The 23916-nt window shown below is 71.0% G+C and carries 19 protein-coding genes and 5 pseudogenes; 14 read left to right on the forward strand and 10 right to left on the reverse strand.

Features of this window, described 5'->3' with window-relative positions; all coding sequences use genetic code 11:
- Positions 1-385: pseudogene (locus ACWBNA_RS43920) on the reverse strand (RNA-guided endonuclease TnpB family protein); the annotation flags it as partial.
- Between the two features lie 29 nt (positions 386-414).
- On the opposite strand from ACWBNA_RS43920, the gene tnpA reads away from it, so the two are divergent.
- The 7 genes and pseudogenes from tnpA to ACWBNA_RS43955 all read left to right on the forward strand — a co-directional run bounded on the left by tnpA (position 415) and on the right by ACWBNA_RS43955 (position 8320).
- Positions 415-843: an IS200/IS605 family transposase gene (gene tnpA, locus ACWBNA_RS43925; protein ID WP_482710223.1), complete on the forward strand. Its 429-nt coding sequence runs from the start codon at positions 415-417 to the stop codon at positions 841-843.
- A gap of 92 nt (positions 844-935) precedes the next feature.
- Positions 936-1088 (forward strand): annotated as a pseudogene (locus ACWBNA_RS43930) (FHA domain-containing protein); the annotation flags it as partial.
- Positions 1085-2659 carry a serine/threonine protein kinase gene (locus ACWBNA_RS43935; RefSeq protein ID WP_482710224.1) on the forward strand — a complete coding sequence of 525 codons (1575 nt, stop codon included), beginning with the start codon at positions 1085-1087 and terminating at the stop codon, positions 2657-2659. The pseudogene ACWBNA_RS43930 and the gene ACWBNA_RS43935, both read left to right, overlap by 4 nt.
- Positions 2660-2872: 213 nt before the next feature.
- Positions 2873-3613 (forward strand): FHA domain-containing protein, encoded by a 741-nt coding sequence (locus ACWBNA_RS43940; protein ID WP_482710225.1) that lies wholly within the window; start codon positions 2873-2875, stop codon positions 3611-3613.
- Positions 3610-4956 (forward strand): protein kinase domain-containing protein, encoded by a 1347-nt coding sequence (locus tag ACWBNA_RS43945; protein WP_482710226.1) that lies wholly within the window; start codon positions 3610-3612, stop codon positions 4954-4956. The genes ACWBNA_RS43940 and ACWBNA_RS43945 overlap by 4 nt, the downstream gene beginning before the upstream one ends.
- A gap of 548 nt (positions 4957-5504) precedes the next feature.
- On the forward strand, positions 5505-7691 hold the full coding sequence (locus ACWBNA_RS43950) for a glycoside hydrolase domain-containing protein (RefSeq protein WP_482710227.1): 2187 nt from the start codon (positions 5505-5507) through the stop codon (positions 7689-7691).
- 11 nt (positions 7692-7702) lie between these two features.
- Positions 7703-8320: a hypothetical protein gene (locus ACWBNA_RS43955; RefSeq protein ID WP_482710228.1), complete on the forward strand. Its 618-nt coding sequence runs from the start codon at positions 7703-7705 to the stop codon at positions 8318-8320.
- Here the strand turns inward: ACWBNA_RS43955 and ACWBNA_RS43960 are convergent.
- Positions 8310-8484 (reverse strand): annotated as a pseudogene (locus ACWBNA_RS43960) (DUF397 domain-containing protein); the annotation flags it as partial. The gene ACWBNA_RS43955 and the pseudogene ACWBNA_RS43960 sit on opposite strands and share 11 nt — an antisense overlap.
- Positions 8485-8576: 92 nt before the next feature.
- Positions 8577-8708, reverse strand: a pseudogene (locus ACWBNA_RS43965) (XRE family transcriptional regulator); the annotation flags it as partial.
- Between the two features lie 131 nt (positions 8709-8839).
- On the opposite strand from ACWBNA_RS43965, the gene ACWBNA_RS43970 reads away from it, so the two are divergent.
- From ACWBNA_RS43970 to ACWBNA_RS43990, 5 genes and pseudogenes are all read left to right on the forward strand, one after another.
- Positions 8840-9052 carry a hypothetical protein gene (locus ACWBNA_RS43970; protein WP_482710229.1) on the forward strand — a complete coding sequence of 71 codons (213 nt, stop codon included), beginning with the start codon at positions 8840-8842 and terminating at the stop codon, positions 9050-9052.
- Positions 9049-9306, forward strand: coding sequence for a hypothetical protein (locus ACWBNA_RS43975; protein WP_482710230.1), 258 nt, complete (start codon positions 9049-9051; stop codon positions 9304-9306). Before ACWBNA_RS43970 ends, ACWBNA_RS43975 begins: the two co-directional genes overlap by 4 nt.
- An 85-nt stretch (positions 9307-9391) precedes the next feature.
- Entirely contained in the window at positions 9392-9976 is a 585-nt protein-coding gene (locus ACWBNA_RS43980) for a peptidoglycan-binding domain-containing protein (protein ID WP_482710231.1), read from the forward strand.
- Between the two features lie 14 nt (positions 9977-9990).
- Complete coding sequence (locus tag ACWBNA_RS43985) at positions 9991-10584, forward strand: peptidoglycan-binding domain-containing protein (protein ID WP_482710232.1); 594 nt, start codon at positions 9991-9993, stop codon at positions 10582-10584.
- Between the two features lie 379 nt (positions 10585-10963).
- Positions 10964-11522, forward strand: a pseudogene (locus tag ACWBNA_RS43990) (serine/threonine-protein kinase); the annotation flags it as partial.
- A 53-nt stretch (positions 11523-11575) separates the two neighbouring features.
- Here the strand turns inward: ACWBNA_RS43990 and purH are convergent.
- Entirely contained in the window at positions 11576-13141 is a 1566-nt protein-coding gene (gene purH, locus ACWBNA_RS43995; protein ID WP_482710233.1) for a bifunctional phosphoribosylaminoimidazolecarboxamide formyltransferase/IMP cyclohydrolase, read from the reverse strand.
- Entirely contained in the window at positions 13138-13776 is a 639-nt protein-coding gene (gene purN, locus ACWBNA_RS44000) for a phosphoribosylglycinamide formyltransferase (protein WP_482710234.1), read from the reverse strand. Before purN ends, purH begins: the two co-directional genes overlap by 4 nt.
- 254 nt (positions 13777-14030) lie before the next feature.
- Between purN and ACWBNA_RS44005 the strand changes: the two genes are divergently transcribed.
- Complete coding sequence (locus ACWBNA_RS44005; protein WP_482710235.1) at positions 14031-14894, forward strand: hypothetical protein; 864 nt, start codon at positions 14031-14033, stop codon at positions 14892-14894.
- 57 nt (positions 14895-14951) lie between these two features.
- Here the strand turns inward: ACWBNA_RS44005 and ACWBNA_RS44010 are convergent, their stop codons facing one another.
- Positions 14952-16679 carry a cell division protein PerM gene (locus tag ACWBNA_RS44010; protein ID WP_482710236.1) on the reverse strand — a complete coding sequence of 576 codons (1728 nt, stop codon included), beginning with the start codon at positions 16677-16679 and terminating at the stop codon, positions 14952-14954.
- 96 nt (positions 16680-16775) lie between these two features.
- Here ACWBNA_RS44010 and ACWBNA_RS44015 point away from each other — a divergent pair, with 96 nt between their 5' ends.
- Complete coding sequence (locus ACWBNA_RS44015; protein ID WP_482710237.1) at positions 16776-17975, forward strand: helix-turn-helix domain-containing protein; 1200 nt, start codon at positions 16776-16778, stop codon at positions 17973-17975.
- A gap of 102 nt (positions 17976-18077) precedes the next feature.
- Here ACWBNA_RS44015 and sucD read toward each other — a convergent pair whose 3' ends face one another.
- The 4 genes from sucD to ACWBNA_RS44035 form a co-directional block, all read right to left on the reverse strand.
- Positions 18078-18962, reverse strand: coding sequence for a succinate--CoA ligase subunit alpha (gene sucD / locus ACWBNA_RS44020; protein ID WP_217235135.1), 885 nt, complete (start codon positions 18960-18962; stop codon positions 18078-18080).
- A gap of 21 nt (positions 18963-18983) precedes the next feature.
- Positions 18984-20162 (reverse strand): ADP-forming succinate--CoA ligase subunit beta, encoded by a 1179-nt coding sequence (sucC, locus tag ACWBNA_RS44025; protein WP_482710238.1) that lies wholly within the window; start codon positions 20160-20162, stop codon positions 18984-18986.
- A gap of 445 nt (positions 20163-20607) precedes the next feature.
- Positions 20608-22731 carry a DNA polymerase III subunit gamma/tau domain-containing protein gene (locus ACWBNA_RS44030; protein WP_482710239.1) on the reverse strand — a complete coding sequence of 708 codons (2124 nt, stop codon included), beginning with the start codon at positions 22729-22731 and terminating at the stop codon, positions 20608-20610.
- 297 nt (positions 22732-23028) lie between these two features.
- Positions 23029-23631: a hypothetical protein gene (locus tag ACWBNA_RS44035; protein WP_482710240.1), complete on the reverse strand. Its 603-nt coding sequence runs from the start codon at positions 23629-23631 to the stop codon at positions 23029-23031.
- Positions 23632-23916 lie beyond the last annotated feature (285 nt).

The following is a 23916-nucleotide window of genomic DNA, read 5'->3' on the forward strand; positions in this document are numbered from 1 at the left end:
TGGACACGGACCGCTGGTCGTACTGCCAGCTCAGGCACCGGTCGTCATACGGCTGGGCGGCCTCGGGGCGAAAGGTGACGGGCCTGGACTCCGCCTTGCGGCGACGCCTGGAGCCTTCCCTGCCGAGGTTCCCGGCCCGGATGTTGGCCTTGAGCGTGGTGTACGAGTCACGCACCTTCTTGATGACGTGTTGCGCGGCCTGCGCTCCCAGCCCACGGGTTTTGAGTTCGGCGTAGGTGTGCTTGCGCAGCTCGTACTCACGCGGCACGCCGTGCTCGAACGCCACCTCCGACACCCAGTTCGCGGCGTCATTGACCGTGCGCAGGGTGCGCTCAAGCACGGATGCCTGCACGGCATCCGGCATGAGTTTGACCTGCGTCACCATCTTCACGGGCGTGATCGTAGCATTGATCTATGTCACCACGCTGGGAGCCAAACCCCGATATCCGCAGGGGACGTAGCGTCGTCTACACCCTCCACGCACACTTGGTCTTCACCCCCAAGTACCGGCGCGGACCGTTCACCGACGAGATCCTTCGGCGCTGCGAAGAGGTCATGCGCGACGTGTGCACCGACTTCGGCGCGGAGCTGCGGGAGTTCAACGGCGAACGCGATCACGTCCACCTGCTCGTGCACTACCCGCCCAAGGTCGCCATCTCCCGACTCGTCGGCTCCCTCAAGGGCGTCTCCGCCCGGCGCCTGCGACAGGAGTTCCCCGGCCACATCCGCACGTACCTGTGGGGCGAGCACTTCTGGTCGCCGTCCTACTTCGCCGCCTCGTGCGGCGGCGCCCCGCTCGCCGTCATCAAGGAGTACATCGAGAACCAGAAACGTCCCGGCTGAGGTCAACAGCGCAGACCCGTGCACCCGCGCAGCTCAGAGCAGCGTTAAGAAGCGCTTCCTCCCGGGCGTGAACGCCCGGGGTTCCGCGCTAGATCATGCTGAAGCCCGGCCCGGAGACGGCGGACACCGGCCCCCGCCTCAACGGCAAGAAGGAGTCCCTGGTCTCCCTGGCACTCCGCTTCGACCTGGTCCGGGAGGACGACCTCGTCGTCCTGGCGGGCCCGGACCGCCGGGGCCCACGGTGACCGAGCCCTACGCCGTGCAGGTCCCTCGGGGGTACCGGCTCGGCGTGTGGGAGGTGCGCGAACCGATCGCGACGGGGGCGTTCGGGAGCGTGTACGAGGCGCGGCGCACGGACGGCGGCGAGGAGCTGCCGAGGACGGCGGCCCTGAAGTTCCTGCCGACCGGCACGGGCACCCCCCGCCAGCTGGCCCACCTGCGAGAACTGATCGACCGGGAAGTGGAGTTGCACCGCAGGCTGCGCCGCCCCCGGCTGATCCGGATGTACGACACCCTCACCGTCGACGACCCCGGGCACCCCGCGCTCGACGGCGCCACCGTCCTCGTACTGGAGAAGGCGGAACGCTCCCTGTCCGCCCTGCTCGCCTCCTCGCCCCGGCCGTCCACCGGCCCCGCGCTGCTCGCGCAGATCTGCGAGGGGCTGGCCCAGCTGCATCGCGCGGGCTGGGTGCACGGGGACCTGAAGCCCGCCAACGTCCTGCTGATGAAGGACGGTTCGGCCCGGCTCGCCGACTTCAACATGGCCGCGGAGCTGGAGGGCACCCACGCCTACACGCCGGCCTTCTCCACCCCGGACTACACCCCGCCGGAACTCCTCTGGTCGGAGATCGGCGAACGCGGCCGCCGCATCCGCCCCTCGGCGGACGTGTGGGCCTTCGGCGTGCTGGCCCACCTCCTGCTGACCGGCTCCTTCCCGCTGCCGGGCGGCACCCCGACGGCCCGCCGGGACGCGGCCGCCGCGTACGCCCGCGGCACGGACGAGCTGCGCCTGTCCCCCGAACTGCCGGACCTCTGGCGGGAGATCGTGCGGGCCTGCCTGACCCGGACGCGTGCGGACCGCATCGCCATCGACGCCCTGCTGAGACGCGTCGAGACGGCCGCGGGCACCGGCCGCTCACCCCGGCTGCCCGGGGTCCTGCTCCCCCGCCGCCGCTCCCGCCGCACGACGGTCCTGGCCGCCATGGCCGCCACCGCGGCGGTCGCGGTCCTCGGCTACGGCATCGGCGACTGGGCCGGCTCCGGCGCGGACGGCAAGGGGTCGGCCGGCGCCGAGACCGAGAAGGCCACGGCCGCCACCTACGGCGCCCTGGAACTGCGTACGGACAAGGGCGTCCCGGTGGCCTACCGCCGGCTGATCGTCGACTCGGCGCACGACTGCCGCCAGCCGGAGGTCACACCCGCGCTGATCGCCGCGCTGCTGAAGGCGGAGAGCAACTTCGACCCCGGCCTGTCCGACCCCGGCGCGGGCGAGGAGGGCGAGTACGGCATCGCCCGCTGGACCCCGAGCCTGCTGCGCTGGTACATCCGCGCGGACGGCACCCCCGCGACCACGACGCCCCGGCCTCCCCTCACCCCCGCCGAGTCCATCCCGGCCGTGGGCCGCTACCTCTGCTTCATGGAACCGCGCCTCGACCAGACCGGGTTGTCCGGCGACCGCCGGGTGCTGCTGGCGGCCGCCTACCGGACGTCGTCCACGAGCGTGAACGACGCGGGCGGGGTTCCCCCGAAGTACCGCGACTACGCCGCCCGCGTCGCTCACTACCTCAAGGAGTACACGCCGGCCGGGAAGAAGTGACCCTGAGAGGTCTGAGGTACCCCCTTCACCTCGGTCCCGGCACGGTGCGAGTCACGCCCGAGGCCGCTGCGCCGCCTTCTCTCACGAACTCTTCACAGACGCGCCGTATCAGGCGCAATGCTTCGTACTCGTTCGGGAACGTCCCTTACCCTCCCCCTCGTCGGACTTGGGGGGCTGCGCCCCCTGGCGTCGTAGGAGGAGGGGGACAACTCCATGTACAGCGTCATCGTCGTACCACCGACGCGCGGCAGCGCGGACGGGCAGGTCAGGATCACCGCGGGCGAACGGCTCACGTTCGGCAGGGCCGAGACGGACGGCGGACTCACCATCGACCACCAAGGGGTGCCCCGGGTCGCCGGCGAGATCACGGCACACCGGAACTTCTGGCTGCTGAGCAATCTCAGCGAGGACCAGACCTACGTCGTGGACAACCCGGAGGGGGCGGGCGAGCACGTCAAGGTCGCGCCGGGCCGGCTGGACGCGCCCGTGCCGTTCGAGTTCTCCCGGGTGGTGCTCCCCGCCGCCGGCGACCTGCTCGCCTTCGACGTCTGGGCGCCGCGCCACGCCTTTCGCAGTGTCGAGCGCCACGGGCTCTCCGGGGCGCTGACCGCACCGGCGTTCGCCCTCGATCGCACCAAGCGGTACTTCGCGGTCCTGGCCGCGCTGTGCGAACCCCGCCTGCGTGGCGAGCCGCACGCTCCGCTGCCCGCCGTCGAGCAACTGGTGGACCGGCTGCGGTCCGTGTGGCCCGCGGTCAGCCGCTCCACCGTCTACTGGAACATCGACTACCTCGCTGTCAAGCTGCGGCTGCGGCCCGCCCCGGACACCGCGGAGCCCGGTCTGCGCGTCAACGGCAAGAAGGAGTCGCTGGTGTCCCTGGCGCTCCGCTTCGACCTCATCCGCGAGGACGACCTCGCGGTGCTCGCCCCGGCCCGGAGCGAGGTACTGCGGTGAACAGGTCGTACGCCGTCGCCGTGCCGAAGGGCTACCGGGTGGGCTCCTGGGAGGTCCGCGAGCCTCTGGCCTCCGGCGCGTTCGCCACCGTTTACGCGGCCAGACACACGGGCGAGAAGGACCCGGAACTACCCCGCCAGGCGGCGCTGAAGTTCCTGCCCACCGGCACCCGCACCCCTCGCCAGTTGCACCACCTGCGCGAACTGGCCGAGCGGGAAGTGGAGTTGCTGGAGAAACTGCGCGCACCGCGCCTGATCCGGATGTACGACACGCTCACGGTCGACGACCCGGAACACCCCGAACTCGACGGGGCCACCGTCCTCGTACTGGAGCGCGCCGAGGGCGCCCTGGACGCCGTACTGGAGCACACGCCGAAGCCGGAGGCGGGCCCCGTGCTGCTCGCCCAGATCTGCGAGGGCCTGCACCAACTGCATCACGCGGGCTGGGTGCACGGGGACCTGAAGCCCGCCAACGTGCTGCTGATGAAGGACGGTTCGGTACGGCTCGCCGACTTCAACCTGGCCTCCGAGCTGCAGGGCACCCACGCGTACACACCCGCGTTTGCCACGCCGGACTACACGCCGCCGGAGCTGCTCTGGCCCGAGATCGACGAGCGGGGCACGCGGATCCGGCCCTCCGCCGACATCTGGGCATTCGGCGTCATCGTGCACCTCGTCCTGACGGGCTCCTTCCCGCTGCCGGGCGGCAGTACGGAGGCCCGCACCGACGCGGCGACGCGCTACGCGGGCGGCGCCGAGGAGCTGCGGCTGTCCCCCGAACTCCCGGAGGCCTGGCGGGAGATCGTCCGGGACTGTCTGGCCCCCACGCACAGCGAACGCGCCGCTCGTGTCCCCGACACCGGGGCACTCCTGCGCCGGGCGGAACAGGCCGCGGGCGCCTTACGGTCGGCCCGGCTGCCGCGGCTGCGGCCCCGGCGGTGGCGGCGCCCGGTGCTGGTCGCGGCGCTCCTCGTGGCCGCCGCCCTGGGCTCGACGACGGTGACATACACCCTGCGCGACGACGCCCCCGCCGCCGCGGCGCCTCCCAGCTGCGAGAAGCCCGCGGCGTACGAGGACGAGCAGCACGGCCGCGGCTACACCGCGGGCTGGAACAGCACATGGGACTTCGTCATCGCCCAGGGCGACGGCGGCAGCCAGGTCCGTGAGGCCCAGTGCCTGCTCCGGCACCTGCACGGCATCAACGAAGTCGGCGAGGTGGACGGCGACTTCGGGCCGCTGACCCATGGGGCGGTCGTCACGTTCCAGAAGCGAACCGGGCTGGACGCGGACGGGATCGTGGGACCGACGACGTGGAGCGCGCTGCGCAAGGGCGGGGAGGCCTGATGCGCCGCTCTCGGTCGTGCCGGTCACTGTGCCGCAGGTGTGAGGGCCGGGGAACCTGGAACATTCGAGGGTCCTGAAGTTCGAGGGCCCTGAAGGACGAGAACCGAGCAGCGACAACAAGCCCCGAGGACTGCCTGGTTCTGGCAATGAACTCCGGTGTGATCGGAGGGAAGATATCCGCACCGGCAGATGAGGCACAGGGCTCGGGGAGGGCCGTATGCCGCGGTTCCCGACTTCGGCGGCATCGGCCCGGAGCCTGTGCGTCATCCGCCGGTTCTGCGTGAAATCCCTTCTCCCGACATTCGCGACGAAGGTCCCCTCTTGAGACTGACTCTCGCCGCCCTGACCGTAGCGGCCACTGGAGGTCGGGCGGTACGAGGTGGACGGCTGAGCCGTCGTCCCCTCCACCACGCGAACGACTCGCTGAGCAGCTGGGCGGAGCGCTGTTGAACACCACTCCGCCTCGGCTGCCCTGAAACTTTTGAGGTACCCCTGCACTCCGTCCACGGCCACGGTGGACCTCCCACCCCTCCGGAAAGGGACGTCACGTGGCAGACGAGATGGTCCGCAGGGCCCAGAGATTCGTGAACACCGTCTACGGCGAAGCCAAGATCGGCATGAAGGTCGACGAGGACGGCAACACGGGCTGGGATCTGATGTATGCCCTGACCCGCGCCCTCCAGTACGAGCTCGGGATCACCGGCCTGTCGAACAACTTCGGTCCGACGACCTTGTCCAGGCTGGAGTCGACCTGGCCGAGCATCGGCTTCCGCGACACCCCCGCCAACGTCACCATGATCATCCAGTCCGCGCTCTATGCCAAGGGCTACAACGGAAGCGGCATCAACGGCGTCTACGACGACGAGACCGCCGCCGCGGTCACCCTCATGAAGCAGCGGATGGGCGTCGCCGCCGCCTTCCCCGGGTCGGACCTCGTCCCCAAGGTCTTCAAGGCCCTGCTGACGATGGACGCCTATGTGGTGGTGAACAACGGGTCGGACACGGTCCGCGACATCCAGCGGTGGCTCAACGGCCGCTACGCCAAGCGCCGCGACTTCTTCATCATGCCCTGCGACGGCCACTACTCCCGCAACGTCGCCACGTCCATGATCTACGCCGTCCAGTACGAGCTGGGCATGGCCGACGGCGTCGCCACCGGCTGGTTCGGTTCGGGGACACTGGCCGGGCTGAAGGGACACGAGTTGGCCGTCGGCTCCACGGGAAACTGGGTGCGCCTCTTCTCCGCGGCGCTCTGCTTCACCAAGCGATCCACCACCTTCACCGCGACCTACGACCCCAGCATGGCCGACGCCGTCCGCGCCTTCCAGCGGTTCGTGGCACTCCCCGTGACCGGCACCGCAGACGCCTCGACCTGGGCATCACTGCTGGTCTCCTACGGCGACCAGACCCGCAAGGGAGCCGCCTGCGACGGCGTCACAAGGATCACCAGCGCCCGCGCCAGGACCCTCAAGGCCGAGGGCATTGAGGTCGTCGGCCGCTATCTCAACCCGGGAGGAAGCGAGCTGCCGGAGAAGCAGATCCAGCCCGACGAGCTTCATTTCATCGCCACCAACGGCCTGAGCTGTTACCCGATCTACCAGACGTGGAGCCGCGCCGCGGACGACTTCTCCTACGACGCGGGCGTGCACGCCGCTCTCGCGGCCATCGGCTGGGCGAAGTTCCACGGCTTCAAGAACGGCACCACCATCTACTTCGCCGTCGACTACGACGCCGTCGACTGGGAAGTCACCGACTTCATCATCCCGCACTTCAAGGGTGTGCACCGGACGATCGGCGAGAATTCCTCGTACAACGTGGGCATTTACGGCGCCCGTAACGTGTGTCAGCGCGTCTCCGACCAGGGGTACGCCGTCACGAGCTTCGTGTCCGACATGTCGGCCGGGTTCTCCGGCAACATCGGGTACCCCCTCCCCCGCAACTGGGCCTTCGACCAGATCGTCACCAAGACCGTCGGCTCCGGCGACGGCCGAATCGAGATCGACGTCGACATCGTCTCCGGCCGCGACCTGGGCCAGAACTCCTTCGACCCGGGCCTGGACCCCACCGGTCTCGACAAGGACTTCGTCTCCTCCTACCACGACGCCGCCCTTCGGGACGTCCGGAGCTGCCTGGAGTCGATCGGGGTTCCCGAGACCGGCGGCGACAACTGGAACGACAACGACTGGGCCACCATCGGTGGAATCTCCACCACCGACGCCTTCGAAGCCGTCATCGGCATGGACTGGCTCTTCACCGACCTCGCCAGGATTCTCCGCCTGCGCAAGGCCCTGGTGCAGGCTCCTGTCCTGTGGGAACTGCGCAAGTGGAACCCGTTGGACAAGTTCGCCGACGACGCGGTCAAGGCCGGCGACAGGGACGACTCGAGCACCGGCTGGGGGCAGATCTTCGCCTGGGTGGCCATCGAGGCCCGCAACTACTGCATCGACAAGGGAATCATCAACGGCGACCTCCTCACCGACGACGACAAGACGTCCGTGTGGAATCGCCTGCACGACGACCCGACGTACAACATCAGCACCGCGGCCTACCTCACCATCTACAACGCGCATCAGATCAACGTCTCGCGTCCCGGCCTCGACACGAGCGACAGCGACACACAGGCCATCCTCGCCCGCTACAACGGCACGGGCGACAAGGCCGAGCAGTACGGGCGCGAACTGATCCGCCTGTACCAGGTCCTGGAGCAGTACAACCGGACCATCCGGACGAGCTGAAGGGCTTCGACATGAGCGGACACTTCAACCGACGTACCGTCCTGGCCGTCGGCACCGCGGCCACGGCCGCATATCTCCTTCCGACCGGCACCGCCACAGCGGCCGACCGCACCACGCCGACGTCCGGCCCACAGCCGACGAAGATCCCACTGTCGCAGAACGGCTGGCAGATCCAGAGCCAGGCCAACCACGTCTCGACGGTCTGGACCCGCTCCGTCTCCGGAACCGGGCTCAGCATCGACGTACGGATCGGGCTGCCGGAGCTCCTTCTCCTCCAGATAGCGCGCCGCTTCCACTACGAGGTCCAGGAACTCCGCACCGGCGACCTACAGGGCTGGAGCAGAATCGGCCGGACGCCGCTGACGAGCCCCGCTTCCAACCTGTCGTCCGGCACGGCCCTACGGCTCGTCCCCGGCGCCAGATCCCGGGGCAGCTACTTCCCGCAGCAGGTCCGGACGATCCGGGACATCGTCGCGGACTGCGCGGGAGCGGTCCGCTGGGGCGGCGACGACGACCCAGGGGACGAGTCGCTGTACTACCTGACGGCCGGGCCGAACAGCGCGGAGTTGCTGCGCGTCGCCCCGAAGTTCCACCAGTGGTCCGACCAGCTGGGAGCCGCTACGCGTTGAGCGCACCGACGAACTGGGCCCAGGCCCTGTCCCCGAAAAGGAGGACGGGGCCTGCGGGGTTCTTGGAGTCGCGGACGGACGGTGCCCGGGAGGCTGTCAGCTACTTCGACGCACTCGCCGCCTTCGGCGTTGCTGTAGCTGCTCCTGCGCCAAGCGACAGAACTCGGGCATCAAGGCCAGGGACGCCTCGGGTGACAGCGCGACGGCCCTGAGCAGATCGTACTTACGACGGTACGCCTGCACATGGGCCGGATAGCGAGATCCCCCGGAAGCTCCCCTCGGCCACCTGCTCCAGCGTCAGCCGCGCTTGCTCCTTCCGGAAGCGCAACTCTGCGCCCTGGAAACAGGGGACGTTCATCGACGCGTCAGGGTCCTTCTTCACGGGCACAACCCACCACCGCCGTTTCTCACTTGCTCGTGCACAACTGCTCGTGCACAGCCAAAACCCCTTTCACGGTACGCAACTCGACGCCAGCCTGTGAGTGATTCATCACGGATCACACACGGAGGTGTACCCCCATGCACCCCCACCCCCATCACGAAACCGACGCCTGCGTCGAAGACCTCCGCACCGCCCTGGAGGCGAACGGCATCACGCTCCCCTCCCTCGGCGTCGACCTGCCGACCTTCGCCGGGACGCTCCCCACACGGCCTCTCATCGCGCTCGGAAACTGCAACCAGGCCACCACCCGCGCCCTGATCACCGCCCTGCGCAAGGCGGCGGGACCGTGACCGAACCGTTCGTCCTCGAACTGATCGCGCTCCCCAAGGCCGTAGCCGAGGTACGCCACGCGGTACGCGAGCACCTGGGCGCACCCTGCCCCCAAGCCCAGCTCTGCGTCAGCGAGTTGCTCACCAACGCTCTCCTGCTCGACGCGGTCGCCCGACGCTGGGGCGTGTGGCTGACATCCGCCGGCAAGACCGTGTGGTGCGAGCTTCACTCGGACGCATCGGCGGCGCAGACGGATGCACCCACCTCCCCCTGAAACTTTGCAGGTACCGCCTTCCCCGCATCCCGGTCACATTGGTTGCACGACCACGCGCTGCCCCTCCGCCCGAAAGGAACCCGCGTTGAAGAGACAAGGGAAGATCGGCCTCGCCGCCATAGCCGCAGGAATGGCCACGATGCTTGCTGTCAGCCCCGCGCATGCCGCGTACTCGCAGAACTCGGGGGCGTACAGCACCACGTTCGTGGACGGCGCCGGCAAACTCACCGACGACTTCGGCGACCACTTCGACGAACTCGGCAACTCCCTCTGCTACGGCTGCGGAGAATCCCGGAACACCGACATCGTCGTCCTCTGGCAGAGCATCCTCGTGGCCGAGGATCTGCTGGACTTCGGAGATATCGACGGGCAGTTCGGCCCCGGGACCAAAGACGCCACCATTGCCTGGCAGAAGCGCTACGGACTCGGCGCGGACGGCAAGGTCGGCGACAACACCTGGAGCAAGGCCGACGACCAGCTCGTGTGGCTCTCCAACGTCGACATCACCTACACCGGGAAGTACAACTCCGGCGCTGTGGTCTTCAACCGCGGCAGCACGTCGAAGACCCAGGACAGCGGCGCCTACAGAGTCCACGAGGTCTACCAGTACGACGGCGTCAAGGCGATGCGCGGATCGCGCGTCCACTTCAACCAACTGACCACCCTCTGAGGACGGACACTCTCATGCGTATCACTCGTTGGAAGCTGGGCGTGGGCGCACTGGCCGCGGGACTGTCACTGATACTGGCCACCGCCCCGGCGCAGGCCGCCTACGCGGGGAACTCCGGGGCGTACGGCACCACGTTCGTGGACGGCGACGACAAGGTCACCGACGACTTCGGCGACCACTTCGACGAACTCGGCAACTCCCTCTGCTACGGCTGCGGAGAGTCCTCGAACACCGACATCGTCTTCCTGTGGCAGAGCATCCTGGCCTCCGAACACCTGTTGGATCTCTTCGAGATCGACGGGCAGTTCGGCCCCGGGACCAAAGACGCCACCATTGCCTGGCAGAAGCGCTACGGACTCGGCGCGGACGGCAAGGTCGGCGACAACACCTGGAGCAAGGCCGACGACCAGCTCAAGTGGAGCGGCTCCGTCGTGCTGTACGACGGAAGTGGACCGTACGGCTACGTGACGTTCCACCGAGGCGACAGCTCCAAGTCTCAGGACGGCGGGGCCTACCACCTCGCACAGGTCAAGCAGGGCGACGGGTACCGCATCCCCGCAGAGGGCACCCGCATCCACCACCGCGCCGAGACCATCTCCTGGTACTGAGGGCCCCCGGTTCCCCTGGAAAGTTCCAGGTACCGCCCGACCCGTCAACCCGGCACAGTGTTCACACGTCACCTGGGGGAGGCGTGCGTTCAACCGGCTGCGGCATCCGTCAGGGGCGCCGCAGCCTCCGCACTTCTGCTCCTCCGGGGTGCTCCCCCGCACCGGCACGATAGCCTCGCGTCAACTGACGTGACTCATCAGCCGGTTGGGGAAGAACCGCACGCGGGGGATCCATGACAGACCAACGGCACCCCAAGCGTCGTACGACCCGGCGTCCGGTGGCGCCGCTCTGAAGCAGGCCGGGGCGGCGCCGCTGCGGCCCGCCGATCCCGGGCGTATCGGGCCGTATGTGTCGCTGGGGCTGCTCGGCAGCGGTGGCATGGGGCGGGTCTATCTCGCGCGGCCCGCCGAGGACGCACCGGGACTCGCCGCCGTGAAGGTGATCCGTCCCGAGTACGCCGAGGACCCGGATTTCCGACGGCGGTTCCAGCGGGAGGCCGCCGTGCACGCGCGCGTCGTCAATCCGCACGCGCCGCGCCTGCTCGGCACCGGGTTCGGGGACGAGCTGCTGTGGATGGCCACCCAGTACCTGCCCGGCCTCAACCTCGCCGACGCCGTCCGCGAGTGCGGCCCGCTGGAGCCGGCCGGGGTGTGGCGGCTGGTGGCGGAGCTGGGGAAGGCGCTGTCGGCGCTGGCCGCCGCCGGGGTCGTACACCGGGACCTCAAGCCGTCCAACGTCATCCTGTCCCCGCAGGGCGCGCACGTCATCGCCTTCGGCATCTCGCAGGCCGCCGACAGCAGCGCGATCACCACGACCGGCAACCGGGTCGGCGCCGGCCTACATGCCGCCCGAATACCTGCGCGAGGGCCGCTGCGACACCGTCTCCGACGTCTTCTCCCTCGCGGGCACGATCATCTACGCGGCCACCGGGCACGCGAGGGCCCGCCGGTCGGTGACCGGCGGGCCCTCGCTCGTCGCTGTCCCCCACCGTCAGTGGAAGAAGTGCCGCGTCCCCGTGAAGTACATCGTGATGCCCGCCTTCTCCGCGGCCTCCACGACCAGCTCGTCACGGACCGAGCCGCCGGGCTGGACGATGGCCTTGACACCGGCCTCGCTCAGGACGTCGATGTTGTCAGGGAAGGGGAAGAACGCGTCCGAGGCGACATACGAGCCGCGCGCCCGCTCCTCGCCCGCCCGCTCCACGGCCAGCTTGCAGGAGTCGACGCGGTTGACCTGGCCCATGCCGACGCCGACCGAGGCGCCGTCCTTGGCGAGGAGGATGGCGTTGGACTTCACGGCACGGCAGGCCTTCCACGCGAAGGCGAGGTCGGACAGCTCCTCCGCGCTCAGCGCCTCGCCCGTCGCCAGGGTCCAGTTGGCCGGGTCGTCCCCGTCGGCCTGGAGGCGGTCCGTCACCTGGAGGAGGACGCCGCCGTCGACCGGCTTGAGCTCGGCCGGGGTGGAGGGGGCGCCGGAGGCCTTCAGGACGCGGATGTTCTTCTTCTTGGCGAGGGCCTCGAGCGCGCCGTCCTCGTAGTCGGGCGCGACGATGACCTCGGTGAAGATCTCGGCGACCTGTTCGGCCATCTCCTTCGACACCGGGCGGTTGACGGCGATCACGCCGCCGAAGGCCGACAGCGGGTCGCAGGCGTGGGCCTTGCGGTGCGCCTCGGCGACGTCCGCGCCGATCGCGATACCGCAGGGGTTGGCGTGCTTGATGATCGCGACGCAGGGCTCGTCGTGGTCGTACGCGGCACGGCGGGCGGCGTCCGTGTCCGTGTAGTTGTTGTACGACATCTCCTTGCCGTGCAGCTGCTCGGCCTCGGCCAGGCCGCCGCCGGTGCCGTCGACGTAGAGGGCGGCCGGCTGGTGCGGGTTCTCGCCGTAGCGCAGGGTGTTCTTGCGCTCCCAGGTCGCGCCCAGGAAGTCGGGGAACCGGGAGTCGTCGACGGGGGCGTAGGAGGAGGCGAACCAGGACGCCACCGCCACGTCGTACGACGCCGTGTGCTGGAAGGCCTCCGCCGCAAGGCGCCTGCGGGTGGGCAGGTCGAAGCCGCCGTCCTTGACCGCCCCGAGGACGTCCGCGTAGCGGGCAGGGCTGGTGACGACCGCCACCGACGGGTGGTTCTTCGCCGCCGCGCGCACCATCGACGGACCGCCGATGTCGATCTGCTCCACGCACTCGTCGGGGGAGGCGCCGGAGGCGACCGTCTCACGGAAGGGGTAGAGGTTGACCACGACCAGGTCGAACGGCTCCACGCCCAGCTCGTCGAGCTGAAGTCGGTGGTCCTCCAGGCGGAGGTCCGCGAGGATGCCCGCGTGGACCTTGGGGTGCAGCGTCTTGACCCGGCCGTCCAGGCACTCGGGGAAGCCCGTGAGCTCCTCGACCTTGGTGACGGGGACGCCGGCGGCGGCGATGCGGGAGGCGGTCGACCCGGTGGAGACGAGCTCCACGCCCGCCTCGTGCAGGCCGCGTGCGAGGTCTTCGAGGCCCGTCTTGTCGTAGACGCTGACGAGCGCCCGTCGGATGGCCCGCTTGTTGCTCTCGGCGGTCACTGGATAACTACCTTTCGTCCCTCGATGCGATAGCCGTTGCGGGCGAGCCGCCCCACGACATCGACGAGCAGCCTTCGCTCGACTTCCTTGATGCGCTCGTGCAGAGCGGCACCCTCGTCCTCGTGGTCCTCTTCCCGGACCTCGACCACGCCCTGAGCGATGATCGGGCCGGTGTCGACGCCGTCGTCGACGAAGTGGACGGTGCAGCCGGTGACCTTGGCGCCGTACGCGAGCGCGTCACGGACGCCGTGGGCGCCGGGAAAGCTGGGGAGAAGAGCGGGGTGGGTGTTCACGAACCGTCCGCCGAAGCGGGCGAGGAACTCCTTGCCCACGATCTTCATGAAACCGGCGGACACGACGAGGTCGGGCTCGTACGCGGCCACGGCCTCGGCAAGGGCCGCGTCCCACTGGTCACGGGTGGCGTGGTCCTTCACCCGGCACACGAAGGTGGGGATTCCGGCGCGCTCGGCGCGGGCCAGTCCCTCGATGCCCGCGCGGTCCGCACCGACGGCAACGATCTCGGCGCCGTAGGCCTCGGTGCCGATGGTCGCGATGGCGTCGAGCAGCGCCTGCAAATTGGTACCGGAACCGGAGACCAGCACGACGAGGCGCTTGGCCACGGGCTTGGCGGCCACGGTGAGGCCCTTTCTCGGGGGTGCGTTTGTACGGTCGTACGAATGCTTCGCGCCCCGGGATACGGGGAAGTCTACGAAGCGGCCGACCGTCAGCAACGATACCGGCACACCGGGCGGCCCCCACGGGACGGGGGCGTGGCCGGAAGGTAGCGTCTGGGAGGAACGGGCTCGGGAACGCGGTCGTCGTGCGGCGCGTTCTCCACATGACAGCTCAGGACAGCCAGCCGTATCACCTAGGGGAAGACGCTCACTTGATGCCGGACCGCAGTCTGCGACTCCTTACGCTCCCCCCGCAGTCATCGCAGGGAGGGGAGCGCAGCGGCGTGCTTCTGCGGGAGCGCCCCACCTCACCGCCCGACGCGCCCTCGGGCGGGCAGACCGGCGAAGGGCAGGGCCAGGACCAGGGTGGCTCGGCTCCGGGGCAGGGGCAGGGTGGCTCGGCTCCGTCTCCGGCTCCTGCCTCGGACGACAACCCGTTCGCTCCCCCGCCGGAGGGCACGCCTGACCGGCCGTGGCAGCCGCGTCACCACCCGCCGGGCGGTGAGACCGGCGAAGGCGGTCAGGGGTCCGACGGTTCGAGCGGTGAGGGTGGCAGAACTCCCTGGGGCAGTCAGTGGAGCGACCGGCAGCCCGGCCGCTCCCCCGACCGCTTCGGCGAGCGCCCGGGCGCCGGTCCCGAGGGGCCGAACGGCGGCGGGCAGGGACCGGGCCTGCGCTGGGACCCGACGGACCCGTCCCAGCGGCGCGCGCGGTACGCCCTCCTGAGCGGCATGTGGGCCTTCTTCTTCGCACTGTTCAGCTGGCCTTACGTGGCACTGCTCCTCGGTGCGCTGGCCCTGTACTGGGGCATCAGCGCCCTGCGCGCCAAGCCCCCCGCCGCGCCCGACCCGAACATCCCGGCACCCGTGCAGAGCGGCCGCCCGCAGCGGACCGCCGCGGTGAGCGGGCTGGTCACCGCGTCCCTGGCCATCGCCCTGGTCGCCGCGGGCTTCACCGTGAAGCTGGTCTACAGCGACTACTACACCTGCACGAACGACGCCCTCACCAACGAGGCGAAGCAGTCCTGCGCGGACCTTCTGCCGAAGGAGCTGCGGGGGGTGCTGGGGGCGAGCAGCTGACGGCGGCTTTCTCAGCGCCCCAGCAGCTCAGCGTCCCATCGCCTCAGCGCCTCAGTCTCAGAGGGCGTCGGGCGACCCCGGGGCTTCCGGCTCGGAGACCGCCTTCTTGAGCGCCGCCCAGCGCGCCTCGCGCGCCGCGTCGTCGTCGTGCCACAGCGGGTGCGCGGCCTCGGTGGGCAGGAAGTCGTACGGCTCGAAGGTGCTGTCGTCGTCCATCGGCATGTCCCAGGGCTTCGGTGCGTCCGAGGCCTTCGCCGCGTCCGAGGGGTTCGGTGCGTCCGACGCCTTCGGTACCCCCGAGGTCTTCGGCCTCTCCGAGGCGTCCGGCACGCCCGAGGCCGTCGGTTCCTCCGCCCGCGGCTTCCCGATCGTCGCCCCGCGCCCCCCGCGCTCCCCGCTCTCACTTGCGACCCGCACCGCACGCTCCCGGCTCCGCCAGGCCCGCACCCCCAGGGCCGTGGGAACCCCCAGCGCCGAGGTCCACGCCAGGGCCGCCGCCCCCGTCTGCCACCACACCGGTCCGAAGCGGGCCAGCGCGCCGACGCCGAGCGGTCCGCCCGCGAGCGCCGCGAGGACGGCGAGCAGGGTCGCGCACAGTACGGCCGCCAGTCCGGCGGTAGCCGCGGTCCGGCCTCGCGACCAGGCTTCCGTCACCGGACCGCCGACCGTGCCCCCGTCGGCCGCCCCTGCGCCGGCGGCCCGACCCACGAACCACCCCACCGTCACCCCGACCGCCACCGGCACCGCACCGGCCGCCCAGTGCAGTGGCGTTCCGGGGCCCGTGTCCGGTACCGCCGCCAGCAGCGGAAACGGCGGGAGCAGGGGGGCCGGCGCGGAGTCGAGCGGGGTCACGGCGTGGCCGACGCCGAGGGCGAAGCCGGGGCCGAGGGCGTACGACCCCGCCCACACCACCGCGTTCGGGGCCAGGGCGAGACAGAGCAGCAGGACCGCGAACCGGCCCGACCATCCCTCCGTGAGCTGCAGGAACGACTCCCGGGCGGCGCCGCCGTGCCACACCAGCGACGCGGCCAGCAGCAGCGCCCCGCCGCCGACGAGGGCCGCCGTCCCCGCGCCCGCGGCGTGCACGGCCGTGCCGAGGCGGACCCGGGCGTCCGGGCCGAGGACGAGCCGTCGTAGGCCCGTCGGCAGCAGGATCAGCGCGTCGTCCAGCACCGCGCGCGGACGGCCGTACGCCGTCCACACCCCTGTGCCCGCCGCCACCGTCACGACCAGCGGCACCCACACGCCCGTCCACGCCCAGGACGGACGCAGGCCGCCGCCCGTCAGCTGGAACGCGGCGGCGACGCCTACGGCGAGGTAGCCGAGGACGACACCCGCGCAGGCCGTCCGTCCCGAGACAGCCGTCCGTGCCGGGACGGCGAGCCGCGCCGGGCCGGCCGTCGGCCCGTCGGCCTCCTCGCCCCCGTCGGTCGCGTCCCGGGCCGCCCGGTGCACCAGCCACAGCGGCAGCGCGAGGAGGAGCAGCGGGGTGACGCCGACGGGGGCGGGGACGCCGCTGAGCGTGTCGGTGCGGACCAGTTCGACACCGTGGGCCAGCAGCCACAGCGCCACGGCGACGTGCAGCGCGCCGCCGGGACCGCTGTCGGGGTAGGGCGAGCTGATCCACAGCACCATCACGAGGACGGCGAACGAACCGAGTCCCAGCCCGGCCGCGAACGCACCCCCCAGGAAGCCGGCGGCCAGTCCGGGTGACCGGTCGAGCAGCCGGGTGCGCAGGGACGAGAACGACGGTCGGCGTGCGGGCATCTGGATCACGACCGTCATGCTCCCAACGGCACACGCTTTCTCGTCGCAACAGGCGAACCTCCGAAGTGTCGCTCAATATACGTTTATGTACTTTTTCGTACGAAGGGGCGCCCGGTGACGCAGAGTCCTGCAACCCAGCTCCCCCCGCCGAAAGAGCGCCGACGCCTGCGCGAGGCAGGGTCACTGACACAGGCTCAGGTCGCGGCACGGATGGGCGTCAGGCTCGAGACGCTGCAGGCGTGGGAGAGCGGCCGTGCGGCACCGCACGGCCGCCGGAGGCGGGAGGCGTACGCGAGCCTGCTGGCGGAGCTGGCCGAGTCGGCCCAGCCGGCCCAGTCGGCCCAGCCGGCGACCGGCGCCACCGAGCGCCCCGTACGAACAAAAGCCCCCCCGGCGCCTGAACCACCACCCGAACCGAGCCCCGCACCGACAGCCGGACCGCCACCCGAACCGAGTCCCGCGCCACCACCAGAACCGAGTACCGCACCGACGCCCGAACCGGACGTCACCGTGCAGTCCCTGACGCCCGCTCAGGCCTTCGACGCCCTGTACGCCTTCTGCGCCCCCGCACTGGTCCGGCAGGCCTATCTGCTCACCGGGCGCCGGGAACTGGCACGCGAGTCGGTCGAGCGGGCCTTCCAACTCGCGTGGCAGCGCTGGCCGGAGGTGGCGGTGGACCGGGACCCGGCGGGCTGGGTGCGGGCCACGGCGTACGAGTACGCCCTCTCCCCCTGGCACCGCTTCCGTCCGCGCTACCGGCACCCCGAGGCGCCGCCCGCCGACGCGTCCGACCGCGCGCTGATGGACGTGCTCCTGCAACTCCCGCCGCCGTACCGCCGTACGCTCCTGCTGTACGACGGTGTCCGCCTCGACCTGCCGGAGACGGCGGCGGAGACGGAGGCGAGCACGCCGGCGACCGCGAACCGGCTGCTGTACGCGCGCGAGGCGGTCGCCGCACGGCTGCCCGAGCTGTCCGACCCCGAGGAGCTGAACCGGCGGCTGGTCGAACTGGCCTCCGCGGAGCGGCTGCGGGCCGCCAAGCCGCCGACGGTGCGCACGGGCAGCGAACGCCGGGCCCGGTTCTGGACACGGGCCGCCATCGCCTTCACGGTCGCGCTGATCGGGACGACCGCGCTGACGGCACGGACGGCGCCCATGCGGTACGAGCCGCCGGTGGCGCCGGGCGAGACGGTGCGGGGAGTGCCGCCGCCGGTGGCGCCGGGTTCCTTGTCCAAGGCGGACAAGAAGCTGCGGGAGCGGTTGCGGGAGGAGACGGTGAACGGGCCGATGCGGTTGGTGCCGCAAGGCCGCTGAGCAGAGGCTGAGCACAGCGGGAAGGGCCCCCATCCTCGGTGAGGATGCGGGCCCTTCCCGCTGCTGTGCGGCGTTGCGCCTGGTTCAGCCGGTGAGCTGTGCTCAGTGGCCGAGAATGGCGCGCGCCAGCTTCGCCGTCTCGGTCGGCGTCTTGCCGACCTTGACGCCGGCGGCCTCGAGGGCCTCCTTCTTGGCGGCGGCCGTGCCGGAGGAGCCGGAGACGATGGCGCCGGCGTGGCCCATGGTCTTGCCCTCGGGCGCGGTGAAGCCCGCGACGTAACCGACGACCGGCTTCGTCACGTTCTTCGCGATGAAGTCCGCCGCACGCTCCTCGGCGTCGCCGCCGATCTCGCCGATCATGACGATCAGGTCGGTGTCGGGGTCGGCCTCGAACGCGGCGAGCGCGTCGATGTGCGTCGTACCGATGACCGGGTCGCCACCGATGCCGACGGCGGACGAGAAGCCGATGTCACGCAGCTCGTACATCATCTGGTAGGTCAGCGTGCCGGACTTCGAGACCAGGCCGATGCGGCCCGGCTTCGTGATGTCGCCCGGGATGATGCCGGCGTTGGACTGGCCCGGGGTGATGAGTCCGGGGCAGTTCGGGCCGATGATCCGGGTCTTGTTGCCCTTCGACACGGCGTACGCGTAGAACGCGGCCGAGTCGTGGACCGCGATGCCCTCGGTGATGACGACCGCGAGGGGGATCTCGGCGTCGATCGCCTCGACGACGGCGGCCTTGGAGAAGGCCGGCGGCACGAAGAGGACGGAGACGTTCGCGCCCGTCTTCTCGATCGCCTCGGCGACCGTGCCGAAGACCGGGATCTCGGTGCCGTCGATGTCGACGGACGTGCCCGCCTTGCGGGGGTTCACGCCACCGACGATGTTGGTGCCGTCCGCGAGCATGAGCTTGGTGTGCTTCATGCCCGTGGCACCGGTCATGCCCTGGACGATGACCTTTGAGTCCTTGTTGAGGAAGATAGCCATGGCTGTGTCTGTCCCTCTTCCTTACTTCGCAGCCGCGAGCTCGGCGGCCTTGTCGGCCGCGCCGTCCATGGTGTCCACGCGCTGCACCAGCGGGTGGTTGGCGTCGGAGAGGATCTTGCGACCCAGCTCGGCGTTGTTGCCGTCGAGGCGGACGACGAGGGGCTTGGTGACGTCCTCGCCCTTGTCCTTGAGCAGCTGCAGCGCCTGCACGATGCCGTTGGCGACCTCGTCGCAGGCGGTGATGCCACCGAAGACGTTGACGAAGACGGACTTGACGTCCGGGTCGCCGAGGATGATCTCCAGGCCGTTCGCCATGACCGCGGCGGAGGCGCCGCCGCCGATGTCGAGGAAGTTGGCGGGCTTGACGCCGCCGTGAGCCTCACCGGCGTACGCGACGACGTCCAGGGTGCTCATGACGAGACCCGCGCCGTTGCCGATGATGCCGACCTCACCGTCGAGCTTGACGTAGTTGAGGTTCTTCTCCTTGGCGGCGGCCTCGAGCGGGTTGGCCGCGTCCTTGTCGGCGAGGGCCTCGTGATCCGGCTGACGGAACTCGGCGTTCTCGTCCAGGGAGACCTTGCCGTCCAGGGCGATGACGTCACCGGAGGCGACCTTCGCCAGCGGGTTGACCTCGACGAGGAGCGCGTCCTCGGCGATGAAGGTCTTCCACAGGGTGACCAGGACGTTGGCCACCTTGTCGGCGACCTCGGCCGGGAACTTCGCGGCCGCGACGATCTCGCGGGCCTTCTCCGGGGTCACACCCTCGTTGGCGTCGATCGGCGTCTTGGCGACGGCGTCGGGGCGGTTGGCCGCCACCTCCTCGATCTCCATGCCGCCCTCGACGGAGGCGATGGAGAGGAAGGTGCGGTTGGTGCGGTCCAGGAGGAAGGAGACGTAGTACTCCTCCAGGATCTCCGGGGCCGTCTCGGCGATCATCACCTTGTGGACCGTGTGGCCCTTGATGTCCATGCCGAGGATGTCCGTCGCACGGGCGACGGCCTCGTCCGGGGTGGCGGCGAGCTTCACGCCACCGGCCTTGCCACGGCCGCCGACCTTCACCTGGGCCTTGACGACGGACTTGCCACCAAGACGCTCAGTGGCTGCGCGGGCCGCCTCAGGCGTGTCGATGACTTCACCGGCCAGCACCGGTACATCGTGCTTGGCGAAGAGGTCCCTCGCCTGGTACTCGAACAGGTCCACGCGCTTCCGTCCCTATCAGTGATCTCGCGGTTCGTTGTCTGCGTGGGCGTGCCGCGAGGGCAACGTGACGTCCGCCGTCTGTCAGTCACAAGGGAGGCGCACACGGTGTCCGAGCGCGCGGCATGTCCGTCTCGCAGGTTATCCCTGCTTGCCGGAGGCCTCTAAATCGCGGGTCACACCTGAGCGGTGATACCTGTCACATGATGCCGTGCTCACCGGCACGGGGTGCCGTGTGTGAGGGCCTCACCGGGCTGGGGTTGACCCGGTGAGGCCCTTTGAACAGCCCCTGAGGGGCGTGGGGCGGATGATCCCCACCCCAATGGGGACCACGCGCCCCGTCCATGAGGTTCCGGCCGGACGGACCGACGGCTTTCGGCCGTCCGGGTCCTGCGGCCTCATGGAGTCAGGTGGTCGGGCAGTCGCCCGGACCGTGGTCCGGTCGGACTCAGACGCCGTACGTGCTGCCGTGGTGCAGGTTCTGTGCGGCCTGCGTGTGCTGCACGTCCCACAGGTTCTGCGCGGCCGTGTTCCGCACGTCCCGCACGTAGCCCGGGGTGGCCGACCGGGCGACGCCCTCGATGCCGGTGACGGCGTGGCCCGCGAGCGGACCGGCGGTGGCCCGGACGGTCCCGGTCAGGTCCTCCGCGAACGGGGCGACCTGGCCGGCGACGCCGTACGCGAACGGGGCGGTCTCGCCCGCGACGCCGTACGCGAACGGGGCGGCCTCGCCCGCGACGCCGTACGCGAAGGGCTCGACGTCCTGCGTGACGCCGTACGCCAGCGCGGTGGCGCTGCCGCCCACGCCCCGCACGAGGGGCCGCACGGTCTCCACGACGGTGTCGACGACGGGCCGCACGGCACCGGTGACACCCTGCGCGAACGGCGCCACCTGGCCGGCGACGCCGTGGCCGAGGTCGCTCGCGTGCCCGCTCACACCATGCGCGAGCGGCGGTACGTCAGCGGCGACGCCGTACGCGAAGGGCTGGACGTCCTGCGTGACGCCGTACGCCAGCGCGGTCGCGTCCGCGACGGCCTGCCCGGCGACGGGCGCCACGCCGTGCACGGCGCCGTTCGCGACCGGCGGCAGTACGGCGTCCGTGGTGCCGTCGCCGACCTGGCCGAGGAGGCCGGTGGCGTACGGCGGCACGTCCGTGGCGACGCCGTCCACGACCCACCCGGCGTCGCCGGCCGTGGCGGCGGCGTACTGCGGTACGTCGGAACCGACCCCGCCGACGACCGGCCGCACGCCCTGCACCGCACCCGCGGCGACCGGCTGCACACCCCGCACGACGCCGCCCGCGACGGGCTGGACGTCGGCCACCACTCCGTACGCCAGCCCGCTCGCGGCGTCGACGGTGTGCCCGGCGGTCTGCTCGACCCCGGCCACAGCGCCGCCCGCGACCGGTGCCACGCGGTTCACCGCGTCGGTGACCACGGGATACACGCCGTTCACCGTGTCGGTGACGACCGGGTGCACCCCGTTGACCGCGTGCCCGGCGACGGGCCCGACACCGGCGACCGCGTGCTCCGCACTCGGCACGACACCGGCCACCGCCTGCCCGGCGACCGGCACGATCCCGCCGACGGCGGCGGTCGCCACGGGCGGGACAACCGCTGCCGCCGTCTGCTGGACGACCGGGGTGACGGTGCCGGGGAGGCCGGCGACCGTGCCGGTGACCTGCCGGGCGACTCCGCCTACCGTGCCGGTGAGGTGGCTCGGGACGGAGGAGACGGTGGCCCCCGCGGCGCTCGTCACGGCACCGGTCGGACCCTGGACGGTGGTGGCCGCGCCGGCGCCCCGGTTCTCGACGCCCAAGACCGTGGTCCGCGCCGCGCCGGTCACGCCTGCCGCCGTGCGGCCCGCGCCGGCGACCGTGTGCTGCGCCTTCGTCCGTACGACGCCCTCGACGCCCTGCGCCTGGGAACGGGCCGCGGACTGGACGCCCTGCAGCCTCGTCTGGGCCGCGGCCAGCGCCTGCTCCAGCTCGGGTGCGAAGGCGGTGAGGGGACCGAAGAGGTAGTCGATCTCGCTCTGAGGAGCACTCGGAGTGCTCGGAGTGCTCGGAGTGCTCGAATCGATCTGAGCAGTGTGAGCGCGCGCGTCGGAGGCGGTGGAGCGGACGGCGGTGACGCTCTCGTCGGCGGTGACGGTCGCCGTGGCCGTGGCGGCCTGCGCCGCGCGGGCCGCCTGCGCGCCCTGGATGGCCGCGGCACCCTTCACCTTGGACACCGTCGGGACGGTGACCTTCGCGTCGACGTACCGGCGGGCCTGGTCCGCGGCATCGGTGGACGCGGTGTTCGTGGCCGTGCCGGTGGTGACGGTGGCACCGGAGACGGTGTCCCGCACGCCGGAGACGACTCCGTCGACCGTGTCGGTGACGGTGCCGGTGACCGTGCCGAGGGTGTCGGTGAGGTCGGTCGTCGCGTCAGCGGTGGCGGTGGCGGTGGCGTCCGGCGCGGAGAGGGAGGACGCGGGCAGTTCGTCGGCGCTGGCCACGGCGGAACCGAGCGCCCACGCGCCGGTGACGCCGGCGGCTATGACGATGGAACGGCGGATGTTCTTGTTCATGCGTACGTCAGATCCTTAGATCCTCGGGAGTCCGAGGCACACGGGAGAGCTCCTTCGAAGGGCTCTCAGGGCACTCAGGGCCTCGGGACTTGGGCAGGCTTGGGGACAATGCCGGTGCCGTCTCCGGCCGCGGTCCTGGAGTGAGGGATCCGGAAACTCCGGGATCACGTCCATGAGGGACCACGGAATGCGGTGGCGGCTCCGGGGCTCCATCCGGAGATCGGAGGGGCGTCCGGACGGTCGGGCAGACCTGTTCCGCCCCCGCGCGGCAGGTCTACAGCGGGGGAAGGCCCTGCCCTAGCCGGGGAATACGGGGATGTCCCGGTGCCTGTCCCGGGTGCCGTCCGCCGCGGTCCGCGCGGCGACGCCGGCCATGAGCCGCACCGCTGCCCGGCTGTCGCCGGTGACGGCATGCGCGTCACCGTGCCGCGGCGTGCCGTTGTCGATCGCCGACTTGCCGCTCAGCACGCCGCCCGCATCGCCGGGGGGCCTGTGACGCTCGGGGCCCTGCCCGGCGGGCTCGGCAGGATGTACGGGCGTGTGCGCCACACCGCCGGTCACCACGGCACCGGCCGCGAACCGCGGTCCGTACGCCAGGGGCGCCGCCGCGGCGGTACGCCCCTCCGGCCCTTGTTCCTTCACCGTCTGCGGTGCGACCGAGGAACTCGGCCCCGGCACGGAAGTCACCGGCGTCGGCAACGTCTGCCCCGGGAGCGCGGGCGTACCGGGCGGACCAGGCAGGCCGGGCAGCTCCGGAAGAGCGGGCGGCTGGGAACCTTCCGGCAGGCTCGGCAGCGCAGGGGACGCGGGGAACGCCGGCAGCTTCGCCTCCGCCCCGGCCAGACCTGTGGCCACGACGCCCACGAGTCGGCGAACCGGCTCCGCGACGCGCGCGTCCACGCTCCGGACGACATGACGGACCACCGGCCGGACGACGTGATCGTCGTCCGCGGGCGCACCTGTCGATACCGACGTCACGGNGCGTCCACGCTCCGGACGACATGACGGACCACCGGCCGGACGACGTGATCGTCGTCCGCGGGCGCACCTGTCGATACCGACGTCACGGAGGTCCGGGAACCAGGGGAGGTCGGGGAGCCAAGGGCGGTCCGGGAACCAGGGGAGGTCGAGGAATCAAGGGCGGTCCGGGAACCAGGGGAGGTCGAGGAATCAAGCGAGGCCGTC

Source organism: Streptomyces sp. Q2 (assembly GCF_056820935.1).

Excerpts from the sequence above, each read along its gene's own strand:
- ACWBNA_RS43955 (WP_482710228.1), top strand. The coding sequence starts at position 7,703 with ATGAGCGGACACTTCAACCGACGTACCGTCCTGGCCGTCGGCACCGCG.
- ACWBNA_RS44030 (WP_482710239.1), bottom strand. The coding sequence starts at position 22,731 with ATGAACAAGAACATCCGCCGTTCCATCGTCATAGCCGCCGGCGTCACC.
- tnpA (WP_482710223.1), top strand. The coding sequence starts at position 415 with ATGTCACCACGCTGGGAGCCAAACCCCGATATCCGCAGGGGACGTAGC.
- ACWBNA_RS43970 (WP_482710229.1), top strand. The coding sequence starts at position 8,840 with ATGCACCCCCACCCCCATCACGAAACCGACGCCTGCGTCGAAGACCTC.
- ACWBNA_RS44010 (WP_482710236.1), bottom strand. The coding sequence starts at position 16,679 with ATGACGGTCGTGATCCAGATGCCCGCACGCCGACCGTCGTTCTCGTCC.
- sucD (WP_217235135.1), bottom strand. The coding sequence starts at position 18,962 with ATGGCTATCTTCCTCAACAAGGACTCAAAGGTCATCGTCCAGGGCATG.
- ACWBNA_RS43940 (WP_482710225.1), top strand. The coding sequence starts at position 2,873 with ATGTACAGCGTCATCGTCGTACCACCGACGCGCGGCAGCGCGGACGGG.
- ACWBNA_RS43985 (WP_482710232.1), top strand. The coding sequence starts at position 9,991 with ATGCGTATCACTCGTTGGAAGCTGGGCGTGGGCGCACTGGCCGCGGGA.
- ACWBNA_RS44005 (WP_482710235.1), top strand. The coding sequence starts at position 14,031 with ATGCCGGACCGCAGTCTGCGACTCCTTACGCTCCCCCCGCAGTCATCG.